The organism is Sphingomonas sp. ACRSK, from assembly GCF_022346685.1.
Lineage (GTDB): Bacteria > Pseudomonadota > Alphaproteobacteria > Sphingomonadales > Sphingomonadaceae > Sphingomonas > Sphingomonas molluscorum.
This window is the reverse complement of record NZ_JAKRNR010000004.1, coordinates 15,776-32,086: the sequence shown is the minus strand read 5'-3', so window position 1 is coordinate 32,086 and position 16,311 is coordinate 15,776. Positions and strand designations below refer to the sequence as shown.

The 16,311-nt window shown below is 68.8% G+C and carries 17 protein-coding genes; 8 read left to right on the top strand and 9 right to left on the bottom strand.

The window, feature by feature from the left end; all coding sequences use genetic code 11:
• Positions 1 to 130: 130 nt before the first annotated feature.
• The 4 genes from MHZ35_RS03220 to MHZ35_RS03205 all read right to left on the bottom strand — a co-directional run bounded on the left by MHZ35_RS03220 (position 131) and on the right by MHZ35_RS03205 (position 4,454).
• Positions 131 to 1,660, bottom strand: a complete 1,530-nt coding sequence (locus tag MHZ35_RS03220; protein ID WP_239434358.1) for a DUF4139 domain-containing protein — start codon at positions 1,658 to 1,660, stop codon at positions 131 to 133.
• Positions 1,660 to 3,051 carry a DUF4139 domain-containing protein gene (locus MHZ35_RS03215; RefSeq protein WP_239434357.1) on the bottom strand — a complete coding sequence of 464 codons (1,392 nt, stop codon included), beginning with the start codon at positions 3,049 to 3,051 and terminating at the stop codon, positions 1,660 to 1,662. Before MHZ35_RS03215 ends, MHZ35_RS03220 begins: the two co-directional genes overlap by 1 nt.
• Before the next feature lie 99 nt (positions 3,052 to 3,150).
• Entirely contained in the window at positions 3,151 to 3,384 is a 234-nt protein-coding gene (locus tag MHZ35_RS03210) for a hypothetical protein (protein WP_239434356.1), read from the bottom strand.
• Positions 3,385 to 3,395: 11 nt separating this feature from the next.
• The gene (locus MHZ35_RS03205) at positions 3,396 to 4,454 is read right to left on the bottom strand and encodes a Glu/Leu/Phe/Val family dehydrogenase (RefSeq protein ID WP_239434355.1); all 1,059 of its coding nucleotides are present in this window, start codon (positions 4,452 to 4,454) and stop codon (positions 3,396 to 3,398) included.
• Positions 4,455 to 4,569: 115 nt separating this feature from the next.
• On the opposite strand from MHZ35_RS03205, the gene MHZ35_RS03200 reads away from it, so the two are divergent.
• A complete protein-coding gene (locus MHZ35_RS03200; protein ID WP_239434455.1) occupies positions 4,570 to 5,046 on the top strand; it encodes an Lrp/AsnC family transcriptional regulator in 477 nt (158 codons plus the stop codon).
• 84 nt (positions 5,047 to 5,130) lie between these two features.
• Here MHZ35_RS03200 and MHZ35_RS03195 read toward each other — a convergent pair whose 3' ends face one another.
• Positions 5,131 to 5,601, bottom strand: coding sequence for an Lrp/AsnC family transcriptional regulator (locus tag MHZ35_RS03195; RefSeq protein ID WP_239434354.1), 471 nt, complete (start codon positions 5,599 to 5,601; stop codon positions 5,131 to 5,133).
• Positions 5,602 to 5,695: 94 nt separating this feature from the next.
• Here MHZ35_RS03195 and phhA point away from each other — a divergent pair, with 94 nt between their 5' ends.
• The 6 genes from phhA to MHZ35_RS03165 are packed head-to-tail and all read left to right on the top strand — an operon-like array spanning position 5,696 to position 11,336.
• Positions 5,696 to 6,559: a phenylalanine 4-monooxygenase gene (phhA, locus tag MHZ35_RS03190; RefSeq protein WP_239434353.1), complete on the top strand. Its 864-nt coding sequence runs from the start codon at positions 5,696 to 5,698 to the stop codon at positions 6,557 to 6,559.
• Between the two features lie 58 nt (positions 6,560 to 6,617).
• Positions 6,618 to 7,679, top strand: a complete 1,062-nt coding sequence (gene hppD / locus MHZ35_RS03185; protein ID WP_239434352.1) for a 4-hydroxyphenylpyruvate dioxygenase — start codon at positions 6,618 to 6,620, stop codon at positions 7,677 to 7,679.
• 33 nt (positions 7,680 to 7,712) lie between these two features.
• Complete coding sequence (hmgA, locus tag MHZ35_RS03180; protein WP_239434351.1) at positions 7,713 to 9,032, top strand: homogentisate 1,2-dioxygenase; 1,320 nt, start codon at positions 7,713 to 7,715, stop codon at positions 9,030 to 9,032.
• Positions 9,026 to 10,339 carry a fumarylacetoacetase gene (gene fahA, locus MHZ35_RS03175; RefSeq protein ID WP_239434350.1) on the top strand — a complete coding sequence of 438 codons (1,314 nt, stop codon included), beginning with the start codon at positions 9,026 to 9,028 and terminating at the stop codon, positions 10,337 to 10,339. Before hmgA ends, fahA begins: the two co-directional genes overlap by 7 nt.
• The gene (gene maiA / locus MHZ35_RS03170; RefSeq protein ID WP_239434349.1) at positions 10,303 to 10,977 is read left to right on the top strand and encodes a maleylacetoacetate isomerase; all 675 of its coding nucleotides are present in this window, start codon (positions 10,303 to 10,305) and stop codon (positions 10,975 to 10,977) included. Before fahA ends, maiA begins: the two co-directional genes overlap by 37 nt.
• Positions 10,974 to 11,336 (top strand): Rieske (2Fe-2S) protein, encoded by a 363-nt coding sequence (locus tag MHZ35_RS03165; RefSeq protein WP_239434348.1) that lies wholly within the window; start codon positions 10,974 to 10,976, stop codon positions 11,334 to 11,336. Before maiA ends, MHZ35_RS03165 begins: the two co-directional genes overlap by 4 nt.
• Positions 11,337 to 11,372: 36 nt before the next feature.
• Here the strand turns inward: MHZ35_RS03165 and MHZ35_RS03160 are convergent, their stop codons facing one another.
• Entirely contained in the window at positions 11,373 to 11,849 is a 477-nt protein-coding gene (locus MHZ35_RS03160) for a hypothetical protein (protein ID WP_239434347.1), read from the bottom strand.
• A 166-nt stretch (positions 11,850 to 12,015) separates the two neighbouring features.
• Here MHZ35_RS03160 and MHZ35_RS03155 point away from each other — a divergent pair, with 166 nt between their 5' ends.
• Positions 12,016 to 12,936, top strand: a complete 921-nt coding sequence (locus MHZ35_RS03155) for a pirin family protein (protein ID WP_239434346.1) — start codon at positions 12,016 to 12,018, stop codon at positions 12,934 to 12,936.
• 28 nt (positions 12,937 to 12,964) lie between these two features.
• Here MHZ35_RS03155 and MHZ35_RS03150 read toward each other — a convergent pair whose 3' ends face one another.
• Genes MHZ35_RS03150 through MHZ35_RS03140 form a run of 3 tightly spaced genes read right to left on the bottom strand, consistent with a single transcriptional unit; the run spans position 12,965 to position 16,229 of the window.
• On the bottom strand, positions 12,965 to 14,470 hold the full coding sequence (locus MHZ35_RS03150) for a tryptophan halogenase family protein (RefSeq protein WP_239434345.1): 1,506 nt from the start codon (positions 14,468 to 14,470) through the stop codon (positions 12,965 to 12,967).
• Positions 14,471 to 14,475: 5 nt separating this feature from the next.
• A complete protein-coding gene (locus MHZ35_RS03145; RefSeq protein WP_239434344.1) occupies positions 14,476 to 15,477 on the bottom strand; it encodes a cupin-like domain-containing protein in 1,002 nt (333 codons plus the stop codon).
• 29 nt (positions 15,478 to 15,506) lie between these two features.
• Positions 15,507 to 16,229 carry a SapC family protein gene (locus MHZ35_RS03140; protein ID WP_239434343.1) on the bottom strand — a complete coding sequence of 241 codons (723 nt, stop codon included), beginning with the start codon at positions 16,227 to 16,229 and terminating at the stop codon, positions 15,507 to 15,509.
• Positions 16,230 to 16,311 lie beyond the last annotated feature (82 nt).

The window sequence follows — 16,311 nt, the reverse complement described above, 5'->3', positions numbered from 1 at the left end:
GGGGCCTCTAGCCGAAGGCAACTTGCGAGTCACTAGCAGTATCAACAGAACGAGGCGCTAATTTCCCCCAAGGCTTGTTCGAGCAGCGCTGCGGCCAACCCGGCGCCGGCGCACAAAGCTCCGTTCCCGATCAGTAGCGGTAGCGGAGTTCCGCCTCCGAACCCGCCGCCACCGTCGGCGACCAGGTGCGGAGCCCGTCCGCTGCCACGGGAGCTTCCCCCTCGATCTTCAGATCCACGTCGGCAGTGCCGACTTGTATCGGTATCTCCAGCGCCACGGGAAACGGATTGGCATTGGTCACGCGGATCCGCGCCTCGCCTGGCTTCTCTGTCCGCTGTTCGACCAGCACCTGCGTGCTGATGCCGGCCCCGATCCGGAAGGTTTCGCCCTCCGCCCGGTCGTCGAGCGCCCCCAGCCCCAGCAGCAAGGTTTCGCCCCCCTGCCGCTCGGCATAGGCCGCCGTGCTCCCGGACGGCAGGGCCAGGCCGAGGCCGGCTTCCTTATGGTTGCGCATCACCAGCACCACGGCAGTGGGCATGGGCGAGAGCGTCGCACCGACGGGGATCGGGCGCCGGTAGCGCCGTTCGAAGGGCACGCCCGTACGCCCCAGCAGCGCGACCTGCTTCTGGGCACGGCCCTGAACCGTCACCGGTTCGGGCACGCGATAGAGTTTCAGGTCCCCCAAATCCTCGGGCGGTGGTGGCGGCGGCGGTGGCGGCGGCGGTGGCGGCGGGGCCGCCACAGGCAGCGGGGCATATACTCTGGCCAGGGCCGCCGTGACCACGATCTCCTCCGCGGGCTCGAAGGCCTCGCTCCGCAAGTCCGAAGTGGTGGTGCCGAGCGGATAGCAAGTCAGCGACAAGGCTCCCGCTTCTTCGGGGAGCGCACGCACGTCCACCCGGTTCAGCCGACCGGCGACGGCATTCACTTCGGCTTTGGCAAGCGACCCAGGGTTGCCGTTCGCCAGAGTAAGCCACGCAAAGAGATCAAGCGTGCGGCCATCGGCCGCGACCGTGGCGACATAGCTCGCGCGCCAGTCGAAGCCGGAGGCCAGGTAACTCAGCCGGACCGTCACCGTACGGGCCACGGGGGACACCGCGGCCACGCTCAGCACCGGCTTGTCCGTCAGCCCCGCGGGCGTACCGTCGAAGGAGAGCGCCTCCGGAAGGCCGGAGCACCGTAGCGCCTCGATGCCTCCCGCGGTCTGGAGCACGACACCCGGCCGCGGCCCGGCAATCAGGGTTGCTTCCTCGCTTACGGTCCGCCCGGTCGCCCGGTTCGTGCGGGTGAGCGTCACCTGCCGACCGAGCGTGCCGTCGACCAGCGAGGCGGGGGAAAGCAGGCGAGCGTCGCGGTTTTTCTCCACGACACCTCCCGGAAGCCCCTCCACCACCGCGCTCACCGGGATGATGCCTTCGGCCACGCCTTCGAAACGGAGCGTCGCCGGCCCGCGCGGCAGCTTCACCCGCCGCGTCTCCGTCACCAGCGCGAAGCCCCCCAGATAGCGCAGGTTGATGCCGCCCCGGCCGAAGGGCGCGCGATAGACGGTCAGCCCGACATGCTCGGGCGCGCGCGACGTCACGACGCGCTCCTGCGCCGCTGCCGGTCGCGGCAGCGCAAGGGTGGCGACCATCGCCGCCAGAAATGCCGATGCGCGCATCAGTAGCGCGTGTCGAACGTCGCGGTGACCACCGCCTCCCCATTGGCGGGGACGGGCACCTGCCACACGGCCGCGCCGGCATCCCGCCGCTCGCTTGGCCGGCTCTCCTCGAGGATACGGGTGTCGGCCCAGCCCAACCCAGCCTGGACCAGCTCCACCGTCACGGCGCGGGCGCGCGCATTGGTGAGGCGATAGCGCAGCTGGGTGCGCCAGCGATCCCCACTCAGGCGCGTGCGCGAAACCGTCGTCGGCTGCACCTTCACGTCGAACGCGTCGCCCGTGGGCAGCGCGATGGTCGAGCCCTGCGGGGTATGGTCGATCCGGTTCTCGCCCGTGAACTGCGGCTGGCCGCGCGCATCGCGGACATAGACGCGAACCGTTCCTGCCGGCAGCGCGTCCCCGAGTCCCGCGGCGCCGGAATTGGCGAAGTAGAGAACGCTCTGTGCGCTGCGCGGCTCGTTCGCGGTTCCGAGCCAGGGATTTTCGAACCGATAGCCGGAGCGTGCGGCGACCCCCTTGCTGTCGAGGAAGCTGACCTGCTTGGTCTGCTTGTCCGCAATCGTGGTCCGCGCAGCCAGCGGATAGAGATAGAAGTCGCCGAGTTGCTCGCGCGCCGCCGATTCCGTGCCGGGCCGCACCTGTGTCCCGCGTCGCGGCCTAGGGGCATAGGTGTCCGGATTCTCGGCACTTCCGACATCGCCTGCGACGAGCAGCGTCTTCGCATTGTTGAAGGTCGTGCCGCTGGTGTTGCGCAGCGTCACCCAGCCCTGGACATCGACGGTGCCGCTCTTGTCGTCGAAGAGCGCGACATAGTCGGCGCTCCAGCCGAGGCCACGGCTGAGATAGGACAGTCGCGCCGGGCGGCTGCCCGCACGCTCGCTCGCCAGCGTTACGGAAAGGGTGGGCCGTGCGCGCAGGGACTCGGGCACCCGGTCGAACACCGCGCGCACCGGCAGGCCGTCGTCGCGCAACACCTCCACGCGACCGCCGATCTCCAGCACGACGCCGCCGTTCACCGCCAGCACTCGCGCCCGCTCGCGCGTCTCCACGCCGGTGGCAGGGTTGGTGCGGACCAGGGTGATCGTCTCACCCACCGCTTTTTCCATCAGGCTCGACGGGCTCAGCAGATCATAGTCGAAATTCTGCTCCACGATGGCGGCATCGGCGACGGAAAGCGACACGGTCTCCGGCCGGATCTGCGCGCTGACGTCGGGGAAGTCCTGGCGAATTCGCCGGCCAGGAAGATCGAGGACGCGCACGTCCTGCACCAGCGCCACGTCGTTGTTGTAGATGGTGACGGAAACGTCGCCCTGCGCGCTTGCCGCACCGGGGGCGGCGGCGGGCGGCGGCAGGGCCTCCTGCGCCGCCAGGCCTGCCGGCCACGCCGTCATCAAAACCAATAACCCGAGTGCCCGCATGTCGCCCCTCCCGTTGTTCGGGCAACATGCTCGGCCGCGGCTTCGCAGGCAATGCGCCTTCGCAATCGCGCGTCAGCATCCCGGTTGATCGGTCAGCTCGACGCTGGCGACCTCGACGAGCGCGCGCAGCTTCTCCAGGCTCGCCTCTGCGGGCGGCGCCCCGTCTGCCAGGTCGAGACGGATCACCATGCCGCCATCCGCCAACTCCGCCGCAAGGGTAGCGAACGCCAGGTCATGCAGCGCGACGAGATTGACGACGCGCAGCAGCAGCGAGGTGGAGGCGGCGCCGGTGACCGTCACGCGCATCGCCCTCCCCCTCAGGCAGCGAGCCTCGCCTTGTCGCAAGGCTGCCGTCCCTGGACGATCACCTCGCGCGCGAGCAACGCGGCCGCACGCGCGGGGGAAAGCCGCTCCGCCTCCGCCAGGTCCAGCACCTCGCCCAGCCGCGTGGCGACGCCGTCGACGCGGGACGGCACCACCGCTTCGCTCCAGCCGAGATATTCGGCCGCCACGTTAATGATGCCGCCGGCGTTGACGACATAGTCGGGTGCGTAGAGCACGCCGCGCTTCGCCAGCAGCTCCCCCACCTCCGCCGACGCCAGCTGGTTGTTGGCAGCACCGCACACGACCTTCGCCTGCAAGCTGGTGGCGGTCGCAACGTTCAGCACGCCGCCCAGCGCACAGGGTGCAAAGACATCCGCCCGAACACCGGAGATCGCGCGGGAGGACACCAGGACCGCTCCGAAGCGGGTTGCCGCCCGCGCCGCCAGTTCCGATCGCGATTCCGCGATCACCAGCCGTGCACCGGCGGCGTGCAGCAGTTCGCACAGCGCCATGCCGACATGGCCGACGCCCTGCACCGCCACCGTCACCTCTGCCAGCGACTTGCCCAGCCGTCGCGCGACCGCCACCTCCATCGCCCGGAACACGCCGCGCGCGGTCCAGGGGGAAGGATCGCCGCCGGGCCGCTCGCCCTGCCGAGCCAGGCCGGCGACATGGGTCGTCCGCCCTGCGACAACCGCCATGTCCTCGACGCTGGTGCCGACATCCTCCGCCGTCACGTAGCGCCCGTCGAGCGCTGCGACCGCGCGCCCGAACGCCTCGAACAGCTGCGAGCGGCTGAACGGCGCCTCGGGGAGCATCAGCACGGCCTTGCCGCCGCCCAGCGGCAACCCGGCCAGCGCGTTCTTCATCGTCATGCCCGCGGCGAGCCGCAGTGCATCCTCGCTCCCGGCCGCCTCGTCGGCATAGTGCCACAACCGGCAGCCGCCCGCGGCGGGCCCGAGCACGGTGGAATGCAGGACGATGAAGCCCCGCAAGCCCGTCTGCGGGTCGTCGAGCCGGACTACGGCTTCCGGGGGCAGCAATTCATTCATGGCGGGACCCTCATCTGTGATGCAGCGAAGTGATACCTCGAGCCCGCAGAGCGAACTGATCTTTGTTGACCGCCGCCTTCGCTGTACGCGCAAGAATTGACCGATGTTTTCCATCATGGAGGATAGATTGCCCCAACCGCTTGATGATGCCGAACGTCGTATCCTGCGCGTCCTTCAGGAGGACGCGAGCCTGCCCACCGCTGCAGTCGCAGAACGCGTGGGTCTCTCCCCCTCGCCGTGCTGGCGACGGATCGACCGGCTGGAGCGGGATGGCATCATCCGCAAGCGCGTGGCGCTGCTCGATCGGCGGGCCATCGGGCTCAATGCGCATGTCTTCGCGCAGGTGAAGCTCAACGCCCATGGCCGCGCCCACCTGGACGAGTTCGCCGAGGCGATCCGCGCCTTTCCGGAAGTGCTGGAATGCTACGTGCTGATGGGGCCGGTCGACTTCCTGATGCGCGTCGTCGCCGAGGACATCGAGGCCTATGAGCGCTTCTTCTTCGACAAGCTGTCGCGCGTACCCGGCGTGCAGGAGGTCATCTCCACCGTCGCCCTGTCGGAGATCAAGTCGACCACCGTCCTGCCGGTATGACGGTTCAACGCCCGCGACGCGGAACGCGGAAGCCGCACTCCAGCCGCGTCTTGAGTGGAGCGGAACCTTGCGTCCCGGAAGCTATCACACTGGTAAGGCCGTCGTGTATTTGGTGGTTGCCAGCACGAAGTGCGACGATCCGCCGGCGACGGAGGGGTGGCCCAGCATCGTCTGCATCAGGAACTGGTTGTAGTCGACGACGTCGGCCACCACGATGCGGAGCAGATAGTCCCACTCGCCGGACATGGAGAAGCACTCCACCACCTCCGGCCGGCCCCGGACGAACTCCTCGAAGCTCTGCCGCGCCTCGGCCGCGTGGCTGCGCATGCGGATGTTGCACATCACGTTGACGCCGCGGCCCACGGCTTCCGGATCGACGAGCCGGACGGTGCGCCCGAGGATGCCGGCCGCCTCCAGCGCCTTCACCCGCCGCCAGCAGGAAGCCGGGGACGCCCCGACCTCCTCCGCAAGCTGGGCGTGACTGAGTGTCGCGTCCTCCTGCAAGAGCCGGACGATTCGGCGATCGACCGCATCCATCGCGCGATCCTGTTTCATCTTCCCGGCGATCCTCGCGAACCCATTTCAGCCGAGACGATAAAGCCGCCTCGAATGATGAGCAATCATCGGCGTTGGGTGAGATCGTGTCGGCATGAGCGAGGATCCGGGCACACCACCGGCGGGCGCCGCCAAGGACTGGACCATCCCCCAGCGGTGGGAGTCCTATACGCCGGAAGATCACGCCACCTGGGACAGGTTGTTCGAGCGCCAGGCGCAGCTTCTTCCCGGGCGCGTCACACCGCTGTTTCTGCAGGGCCTGGACATCCTGCGCCTCTCCAAGCCCGGCATTCCCGACTTCGAAGAACTGTCGGAGCGGCTGATGAAGGCCACCGGATGGCAGGTCGTGGCGGTGCCCGGGCTCGTCCCCGACAGCGTGTTCTTCGATCATCTCGCGAACCGGCGGTTCGTCGCCGGCAACTTCATCCGGCGTCCTGACCAGCTCGATTATCTCCAGGAGCCCGACGTCTTCCACGACGTGTTCGGCCACGTCCCGCTGCTCACCCAGCCGGTCTTTGCCGATTACATGCAGGCCTATGGCCAAGGCGGGCAGCGCGCCGCTGCGGCGGGCACGATCGCGAAGCTGGCGAGGCTCTACTGGTACACGGTCGAGTTCGGACTCGTCCGGGCGGGTAATGCGCTCCAGCTCTATGGCGCCGGCATCGTCTCCTCCTACGGCGAGTCGCAGTTCGCGCTCGACGATCCCTCGCCCAACCGCATCCGGTTCTATCTCAAGCGGGTGATGCAGACCCGCTATCGCATCGACGACTATCAGCAGAGCTACTTCGTCATCGACAGCTTCGAGGACCTGCTCGACCAGACGCTGAACACCGACTTCGGCCCGATCTATGCCGAACTGGCGGGCGCCGCCGACATCGAGACCGACGCGGTCCTCCCGTCCGACCACCTCTATACCCGGGGCACCCAGGCCTACGCGCAAGGAAAGCGCTCCGCATGAGCTGCCTTCCGCGGCGATGCCGCCCCTCCCCATCTACCAACGCTCCGAAAGGCTTTGCATGACCACGCAGAACAATCCGCTCGGCCTCGATGGTTTCGAATTCTGCGAGTTCACCTCGCCCGATCCGGAACAGCTCGGCCAACATTTCGAGCAGATGGGCTTCGTGCCGACGCACCGCCATCCGACCAAGCAGGTCACCCGCTACAAGCAGGGACGTATCAACCTCCTGCTGAACGCCGAGCCGGAGGGTCAGGCCGCCGAGTTCCGCGCCGCCCACGGCCCGTCGGCAAGCGGCATGGCCTTCCGGGTCGCCGATCCGCGCGCGGCCCGGGACCATGCCGTGGCGGAGGGCGCCGTGGCGGTCGACGCCGGGCGCGGGACGCTGGGCACCGACGCCTGTGCGATCGAGGGGATCGGCGGATCCTACCTCTATCTGGTGAAGAGCGGCGAGGATCTCTACGCCGCGTGGCAGGAAGTGCCGGGCTGGCAGGAGGCGGAGGCGCGCAACTCCGTAGGCCTCGACCTGCTTGACCACCTCACCCACAATGTCCGCCGTGGCGAGATGCGGACCTGGTCGAGCTTCTACGGCCGCCTGTTCGGGTTCGAAGAGCAGAAGTATTTCGACATCAAGGGGAAGGCGACCGGCCTGTTCAGCCAGGCGATGATCGCCCCCGACGGCGCCATCCGTATTCCCCTCAACGAGAGCCAGGACGAGAACAGCCAGATCGAGGAGTTCATCCGCGAGTATCAGGGTGAAGGCATCCAGCACCTCGCCCTCACCACCGAGAACATCTACGAGACGGTCGAGAAGCTACGCGCGCGCGGCGTGCGGCTGCAGGACACGATCGAGACCTATTACGAGCTGGTCGACAAGCGCGTGCCCGGCCATGGCGAGGATCTGGAGCGGCTGCGCCGCAACCGCATCCTGATCGACGGATCGGTCGAGAACGGCGAAGGCATCCTGCTCCAGATCTTCACCGAGAACATGGTCGGGCCGATCTTCTTCGAGATCATCCAGCGCAAGGGCAACCAGGGCTTCGGCAACGGCAATTTCCAGGCCTTGTTCGAATCGATCGAGCTCGACCAGATCCGCCGCGGGGTCATCAAGGTCGATGCCTGATCCCGGAACGGCAGGCTTGCGGAGCAACGCGGCATGACGATGCACACGCCCGCGGGGGCGCATACGGGCGCAGCCTATGTGCCCGGCTTCGGCAACCATGTCGCGACGGAGGCGGTTGCGGGTGCGCTGCCGATCGGCCGCAACAGTCCGCAGCACGTGCCCTTCGGCCTCTATGCGGAGCAATTGTCCGGCACCGCCTTCACCGCCCCGCGCGCGGAGAACCGGCGCTCCTGGCTGTACCGGCTTCGCCCCGCCGCCCAGCACCCGGCGTTCGTGCGCTCTGCCGCGGCCCCGCGCCTGCGCTCGGGCCCGTTCGCGGAGGTGCCGCCGTCGCCCAACCGCATGCGCTGGGATCCCCTTCCCTGGCCGGAGGTCGCGACCGACTGGCTCGACGCGCTCGTCACCTATGGCGGCAACGGCAGCCCGGACGCGCAGACCGGTGTCGGCATCCATCTCTACGCCGCGACCGCCGACATGGCGCGCGCCTTCTTTTCGGCCGACGGCGAGCTGCTGATCGTGCCGCAAGAGGGCCGGCTGTCGATCACCACCGAGTTGGGCCAGATCGACATCGCGCCGCTCCAGGTGGCGCTGATCCCGCGGGGCATACGCTTCCGCATCGCGCTTCCGGACGGGCGGGCACGCGGCTATGTGCTGGAGAACTATGGCGCCCTGTTCCGCCTGCCCGATCTCGGGCCGATCGGCGCCAATGGCCTTGCCAATCCGCGGGACTTCGAGACGCCGGTCGCCTGGTTCGAGGATGTCGATGCGCCCTGCACCGTCGTTCAGAAGTTCCAAGGTGGGCTCTGGGAGACGACGCTCGATCACTCGCCGTTCGATGTGGTCGGCTGGCACGGCAACCTCGCGCCCTGCCGCTATGATCTCACCCGCTTCAACACGATCAACACGGTCAGCTTCGACCATCCCGATCCGTCGATCTTCACCGTGCTGACCAGCCCCAGCGACACGCCGGGAACGGCCAATTGCGACTTCGTGATCTTTCCGCCCCGCTGGATGGTGGCCGAAGGCACGTTCCGCCCGCCCTGGTTCCACCGCAACGTGATGAGCGAGTTCATGGGGCTGGTGACCGGCGCCTATGATGCCAAGCAGGGCGGGTTCTCGCCGGGGGGCGCCAGCCTGCACAACCAGATGAACGGGCACGGGCCCGACTGCGCGAGCTATGACAAGGCAATCGCCGCCGAGCTCGCGCCGCACCGTATCGAGGACACCATGGCCTTCATGTTCGAGACTCGCCACGTGGTCGCGCCGACCCGCTGGGCAACCGAGACCCCGACGATGCAGCTCGACTATGACGAGGTCTGGTCCGGTTTCGCCAAGGCGGAGTTGCCGTGTTGAGCTGGACCATCGACGAGACCCACGACCCCGCCCGGACGAGCTGGGTGCCCGGCGCGGATGACCACCCCGAGTTCCCGATCCAGAACCTGCCCCTCGGCATCTTCTCGACCGGCGGGGCGCCACGCGGCGGCATCGCCATCGGCGACCGAATCCTCGATCTCGCCGCACTCGCGGAAAGCGGGCTGCTGGAGGGCGAAGCGCAACAGGCTGCGGTCGCCGCCTCCGGCCCGACGCTGAATGCGTTGCTGGCGCTCGGCGCGACGCCCCGGCGCGCACTCCGCCGGGCGGTGTCGGCGCTGCTCAGCGACCCGGCGCAGCAGGACGCCGTCTCGCGCTGCCTGTACCAAGCCGCGGCATGCACGCTGCACCTTCCGGCGGCAGTGGGCGACTACACCGACTTCTACGTCGGCATCCATCACGCGACCAACGTCGGCAAGGTATTCCGCCCCGACAATCCGCTGCTGCCCAACTACAAATACGTGCCGATCGGCTATCACGGCCGCGCCTCGTCGGTGCGCGTGTCCGGCACGCCGCTGGTGCGCCCGTGTGGCCAGCTCAAGGCGCCGGACGCCGACGTTCCCGTGCGCGCACCCACCCGCCGGCTCGACTTCGAGCTGGAAATGGGCGTGTGGATCGGCACCGGCAACGCGCTCGGCGAAACCATCCCAATCGGAAGCGCCGGGGAGCATGTCGCGGGCTTGTCGCTCCTCAACGACTGGTCGGCACGCGACATTCAGGCCTGGGAGTATCAGCCGCTCGGGCCGTTCCTGGCCAAGAACTTCCTGACCACGGTATCGCCCTGGATCGTCACCGCCGAGGCGCTCGCTCCTTTCCGCACGGCCCAGCCCGCGCGGCCAGCGGGAGATCCCGCTCCCCTGCCCTATCTGCTCGACGCCGGGGATCAGGCGGAGGGCGCGCTTGCCATCACGCTTGAAGTGACCTTGGCCACCCAGGCGATGCGCGCGGCGGGCATGGCGCCGGTCCGGCTGAGCCGCAGTGCCGCCACCCACATGTACTGGACGATCGCCCAGATGGTCGCGCACCATGCCTCCAACGGCTGCGATCTTCGCCCCGGCGACCTGCTCGGCACCGGCACCATCTCCGCGCCGACGCGCGAGGGCTTCGGCAGCCTGCTCGAACTCACCCGCGCCGGTGCGGAGCCGATCGCGCTGCCGACGGGAGAAGTCCGCAGTTTCCTGGAGGACGGCGACGAACTCACCCTCGCCGGCCGTGCCGAGGCGCCGGGCTATCGCGCGATCGGTTTCGGCCCGTGCACCGGCATCGTGATGCCCGCGATCGCCGCGTGATCCGCCTGCACGGCTACTGGCGGTCGAGCGCCGCCTATCGGGTCCGGATCGCACTCAACCTCAAGGGGCTCGCCTATCTCCAAGTGCCCCATGACCTGCGCAGCGGCGCACAGCGCCACCAAAGCTATACCATGCTCAATCCCCAGGGACTGGTCCCCGCGCTGGAGACCAGCCAGGGGGTCGTGACCCAAAGCCTCGCCATCCTCGAATGGCTGGAGGAGACGCACCCGGCGCCTGCCCTGCTCCCCAAGTCCGCGCGGGGCCGCGCAACCGTGCGCGCGATGACGGGGCTGATCGCCTGCGACATCCACCCGCTCAACAACCTGCGGGTGCTGACCACCCTCCGCAGCGACTTGGGTGCCGACGAAGCGCAGGTCTCCGCCTGGATCGGGCGCTGGATCACGGAAGGGTTCGGCGCGCTGGAGACGCTGGTGGCACGGCACGGCGGCCGGTACGCCTTTGGCGACACGCCCACGCTTGCCGACTGCTGCCTCGTACCCCAGGTCTATTCGGCGGAGCGCTTCGGCGTCGATCTCTCCCCCTTTCCCAGGATCCGCGACTGCTCAGCCGCAGCCCTGGCGCTCGAGCCGGTCGCCGAAGCCCGTCCCGATCGCCAGCCGGACGCCGACCCCGCATGAGCGATCTTGCGCGCCTCTCCGCCACTCCGGCCGGCATCGCCCTCTGCACCCTGGATCTCCTTGCGGAGGGCACGGCCCGCAATTTCGTGATCGAGACCCGAACCGGCCGCTTCCACGGCTTCCTGGTGCGGGTCGGCGACCAGGTCCGCGGCTATGTCGATCGCTGCCCGCACGCCGGGCTGCCGCTCGCCCAGACGCTGGACGCCTACCTGACCCCCGACGGCCGCTTCATCACCTGCAGCTGGCATGGCGCGCTGTTCGAGCCGGAGACGGGCGCCTGCGTCGGCGGCCCGTGCGCCGGACAGCGCCTCACCTCCTGGCCAGTCACGGTGCGTGACGGGCGGATCGTCACCTGCTGACCGGAACAGCAGAGGCCCTTTGGACAAGGGCCCGCGTCAGCGCGGGCTGGCGCTCACTCCGCATCGGGCGTGGTCACCCGCCTTGCAGGCGGCGACGTCCGCCTGCCAGCGGCGGCGAGCGGCCTCGGCGGCAGCGACCTGATCCGCATAGTTGGTGAGCGCCTCGTCGTGAAGGCGCTGCTGCTCGCGATACTGCGCCAGCCGCGCCTCCTGCGCCCGCCGGTCCGCGGCGATCCGCTGCGAGTCGGCCTCGGCCAGGACGCGCTGCGCGGCATTGGCTTCCCGCACCCGCGCCGCCTCGGCCTCCGCAGCCGCGCGCGCCTCCGCATCCTCGGCGGTCCCCGTTACCGTCTCGCCAGAGCGGGAGGCATCGGCGCGCTGCGCCTCTTCCATCGTGGGGAGGTCGAGCCTCAGCCCGCCGCGCGCGCGCCCCTGTTGCGGTAGTGCGCTCGCCGCCGTCGACACCATCCATAGCGCTGCAACCGCAAGCGTGACCCTGTGCTTGGGGACCATCACCCCTCCTGATCGAAGTTCAACATCGCCTTAGAGGGCTCGTCCGCTTCCTGTCCACGAAGGGAGGTGATCTGGACGCCCATGGGCGCGAGCGAGATTGTCCTCGGCCGCGCCGCCTGATCTAGTGCCTGCGAGCTTCCCCCGACCTGATTCCCGGAGTGTGCCAATGACCATTCGAAGCAGCGACGTCGAAGGCGTCGAGCAGATCATCCTGCCGCCAGTGCGCGATCTGGGGGATGGCTTCACCGTGCGTCGCGCGCTGCCGTCGGCGCATCGCCGCATGGTGGGTCCCTTCATCTTCTTCGACCAGATGGGACCCGCGGCGTTTCGCGGCGGCGAAGGCCTCGACGTGCGCCCGCACCCGCACATCGGCCTCGCCACCGTCACCTATCTGCTGGACGGGGAGATCCTGCACCGCGACAGCGTGGGCTCGGTGCAGCCGATCCGGCCGGGCGAGGTCAACTGGATGACCGCAGGCTCCGGCATCGTGCATTCGGAGCGCACCGGACCCGAGCAGCGCGCGGCCGAGAGCAGCCTGTTCGGCCTCCAGACCTGGCTGGCGCTGCCGACCCATGTGGAAGAGGCCGCTCCGGACTTCGCGCACTACAAGGCGCAGGAGATCCCCGTCGCCGAAGCCGACGGCACCCGCCTGACGCTGATCGCCGGCACGTCGGACGGCATGGCGTCTCCGGTGAAGACCTTCTCCGACCTGGTCTACGCCGACATCCAGCTGGCGCCCGGCGCACGCTATCAGGTGAAGGCCGAACACATCGAGCGCGCGATCTATGTCGTCGAAGGAAGCGTCGCAGTCGTGGGACAGACCGGCACCTTCGCCACCGGCGAGCTCGTCCTGTTCAAGCCCGGCGCGGAGATCGTCGTGCAGGCACCCGAGGGTGCGCGCCTGATGCTGATCGGCGGCGAGCCCTTTCCCGAGCGCCGCCATATCTTCTGGAACTTCGTCTCGTCGCGCGAGGAGCGGATCGAGCAGGCCAAGGCCGATTGGAAGGCGCAGCGGTTCGCGCCGGTGCCCGATGAGGACGAGTTCATCCCGCTCCCGGAGGCGCCAGCCCCGGTGCGCTACCCATGATCGCCGTCTCCAGGCCGCGCACCTAGGGCTACGCCGCGTCTTCGGCGGGGCAATAGTCCCGCAGAAAGGCGGCGTGCGTCGGCAGCAGCGACACCTGCTGGGCCACCCGCGCCTTCATGTCCGCCAGCACCTGGCGCAAGCGAGCCGCACCCATGATCTCGGCCATGCGATGATGCTGGTGCGGCAGCAGCCGCTGGCCGATCATCACCTGGGCCCAGGAATCGACGCGGAACAGGTCGGCGCCATCCTGGTAGGCGATGCCGCCATCGCGGAAGAGCGCGATCCGATCGCGTAGCGACTCCGGGATCTCCATCGCCCGCATGCCGCGCCAGAACGGCGTGTCCTCGCGTTCGGTGAGGACATAGTGGAGGATGATGAAGTCCCGGATGCCGTCCAGCTCCGCCGCCGCCTGCGCGTTGAAGCGCCGCGCCGCCGCGGCGCAGTCGGCCGCGAAGGGGAAGAGCTGGAGCAGCCGGGTGATCGCGATCATGACGAGGTGGATCGCGGTGGACTCGAGCGGTTCGACGAAGCCGCCCGCGAGCCCGAGTGCGACGCAATTGCCTCGCCATGCCTCGGCCCGCCGCCCGGCACGGAAGCGGATAAGCCGCGGCTCGGCGACGATCTCGCCCTCGACCTCGCGGAGCAGTTGCGCGCGCGCTTCATCGTCCGAGAGGTGGCGGCCGTCGTAGACGAAGCCGTTGCCGACGCGATGCTGGAGGGGAATGCGCCACCGCCACCCAGCGCCATGGGCAATAGCCCGAGTATAGGGCCGCGCAGGCTCGACGGCGCGCGTCTGCACGGCGACGGCACGGTCGGTCGGCAGCCAGTGCCCCCAATCCTCGAACGGCGAGCCCAGCGCCTGTCCGATCAGCAGCGCGCGGAAGCCGGTACAGTCGAGGAACAGGTCACCTTCGATCCGCTGACCCGAACGCAGCACCAGGGCAGTGATGTCCGCGCCATCGCCCTGCTGCTCGACCCGCTCGATCATCCCTTCGATGCGGCGGACGCCCGCTTGCTCGGCAATGCCGCGCAAGTGACGCGCGTAGCGGCCGGCATCGAGATGATAGGCGTAGCTGAGCTCCGGCAGCTTGGCGCCGATCCCGAAGCGCCCAGCATCCGCCGCCTGGAGCTCCAGGCAATATTCGCCGAAGTCTCCGCCGAAGCCCTGCTCGCGCGCTTGCAGCCAGAAGTGGTGGAACGCCCCCATCCAGGTCGACTGGCCGGTCTCGCCGAACGCGTGAATGTAACGGTCGCCCTTCTGCGCCCAATTCTCGAACGCGATGCCGAGCTTGAAGGTGGCACCGGTCTCCGACATGAACCGCTGCTCGTCCAGCCCGATCAACCGGTGAAAGGCCCGGGCGGTGGGGATGGTCGACTCACCGACGCCGATCGTCCCGATCTCCTCGGATTCGACCAGGGTGATGTCGAGGAGCGCCCCCAGCTGCTGGGCGAGCGCCGCCGCGGCGAGCCAGCCGGAGGTGCCCCCGCCTGCGATCACCACCCGGCGGCGCTGCGGGACATCGGTCGGGGTCATGGTGTTCACCTGTTCAGACGCTGCATCACGTGCGCGCGCAGCCGCCGCGCGGTGCGGTCATCGAGGGGGGCGAGCGGGCCGCGCGCGTGCGGGGGCAGGTGCTCGCCTGCGCGGTCTGCGGGGCCGAAGACATAATAGTCGAACAAGGCGCGCCAGCTCTGCTTCTCGTGCTCCGGGCGGTCGCGCACGCTGAGCAGCGCATGCAGCAGCGTCGTCATGGGCGTATCGGCGAACGCGGGTGCCTCGTTCCACCAATAGTTCACCATGACGTTGAAGGGGTCGAGCGCCTCCACCTGGTGCCACCACAGCGCCGGATAGACGAGCACGTCCCCCGGTTCGAGCTCCGCCACCTGCGCCGTCGCCAGCGCCTGCCGGAATCCCGGGTAGCGGGCGTGATCGGGCGCACGGAAATCCACCATGCTGACGACCTGCCCCCCCGGGGTCGGCTCCAGCGGCCCGGGATAGAGGTTCGCGACCTGGTCCGGCGGGAACAGGGTGAAACGCCGTCGGCCGACCAAGGGACAAGCGACGTTGTTCGACATGTCCCAGTGCGCGGCGGCCGTGGTTCGGTTCCCGATCCAGATGCTCGCAAGCGGCGCTTGTGCGCCCGGCAGCGCACCATCGGGCACCACGGGATTTTCTTCGCGGAACCCGGGAAGGTAGATGTCCAGGTCTGTCGAGCCGACATAGATCGAAGGCGCGTCCGCCTGTCCCATGCCGTCGCGGATCCGCTCCAGATAATGGGCCAGAGGTGCGCGTCCGCCCGCGAAGTTCATCGCGCTCAGGTCTTCGTTGTAGAAGAAGCGTCCGCCGATGGCAGGATCGCCGACGAAGCCGACCACGCCGCGGCCCGCGTCGAAGCGCAGGAGATAGGCCATCGCCGCCTTGGCGCCCTCGCGCCCCGCGGCGACCAGCGGCAGATGCTGACCGGCACCCTTGAGCACGACCGGCTCCCCGGCATCGACCAGCGCCTGGTAGTTCACGTCGCCATGCGGTCCTTCGATCACGCGGACCGGGGGCAAAGCGCCAAGGGCAGTCACGGCAGGGGCAACCGACGGTTCTTGCGATCGATCAGCCGGGCGACATTCGCAAGCGAGGACACCGCCCAAAACGCCGCCTGCAGGAAGCCGCGTTGGTGCAGGCTATGCAGCGCCGGTCCCTCCAGGGCGCCCAGCCGCTCCGCATCGATCGTGAGGAAGCCGTCGAGCGAATAGCGTTTGGTCTCGCTCAGCGTCACTTCCAGGGCGATCGGCTGGATCAGGCCATGCGCTTCGAACGCCTCGAACATCGGGTCGGCGACCAGGACCCCGGCGTGAATTCGCCTCAGCACACCGGAGATGGCGTCCAGATAGGGAGAGTTGCCGCCGTGGGGCAGGAAGACCGCCTGTGCCTGCGCGCCGCCGATCCGCGGATGGTCTAGGTCGACGTGGATCATCGGCTCCGCCTCCGCGCCATCTTCCGAAGCCTGGAGCCCGATGGAGAAGGGCCCGCGCTGGTGCAGGGCCGGTACGTAGCGACCGTCCCAGACGCCGTCGCCCAGGAACAGGTTTTCGTCTCGGTCGAACCCGAGCAGCAGCACCGACTGGAGCCGCCCGTCGTCGCCGCGACGAAACAGGATCGGGTATTCGCGCTGCGCCTCTTCCCATTCGGTCGGGAAGACCAGCGTCTGGTTCACCGCGTCGCCGAACTCGGGACCGTGGCCGATCGCGACCGTGAGATCCGCGTGATCGACATTGTTGAGGAGGACGATGTTCGTCACGTTGCGCCCTTTGCGGCTTGCAAGCGTTCGCGCCGCAGCCGCGGCATCATGCGGGCGCCGGTGCTCGAGTGCAATCCGCCCA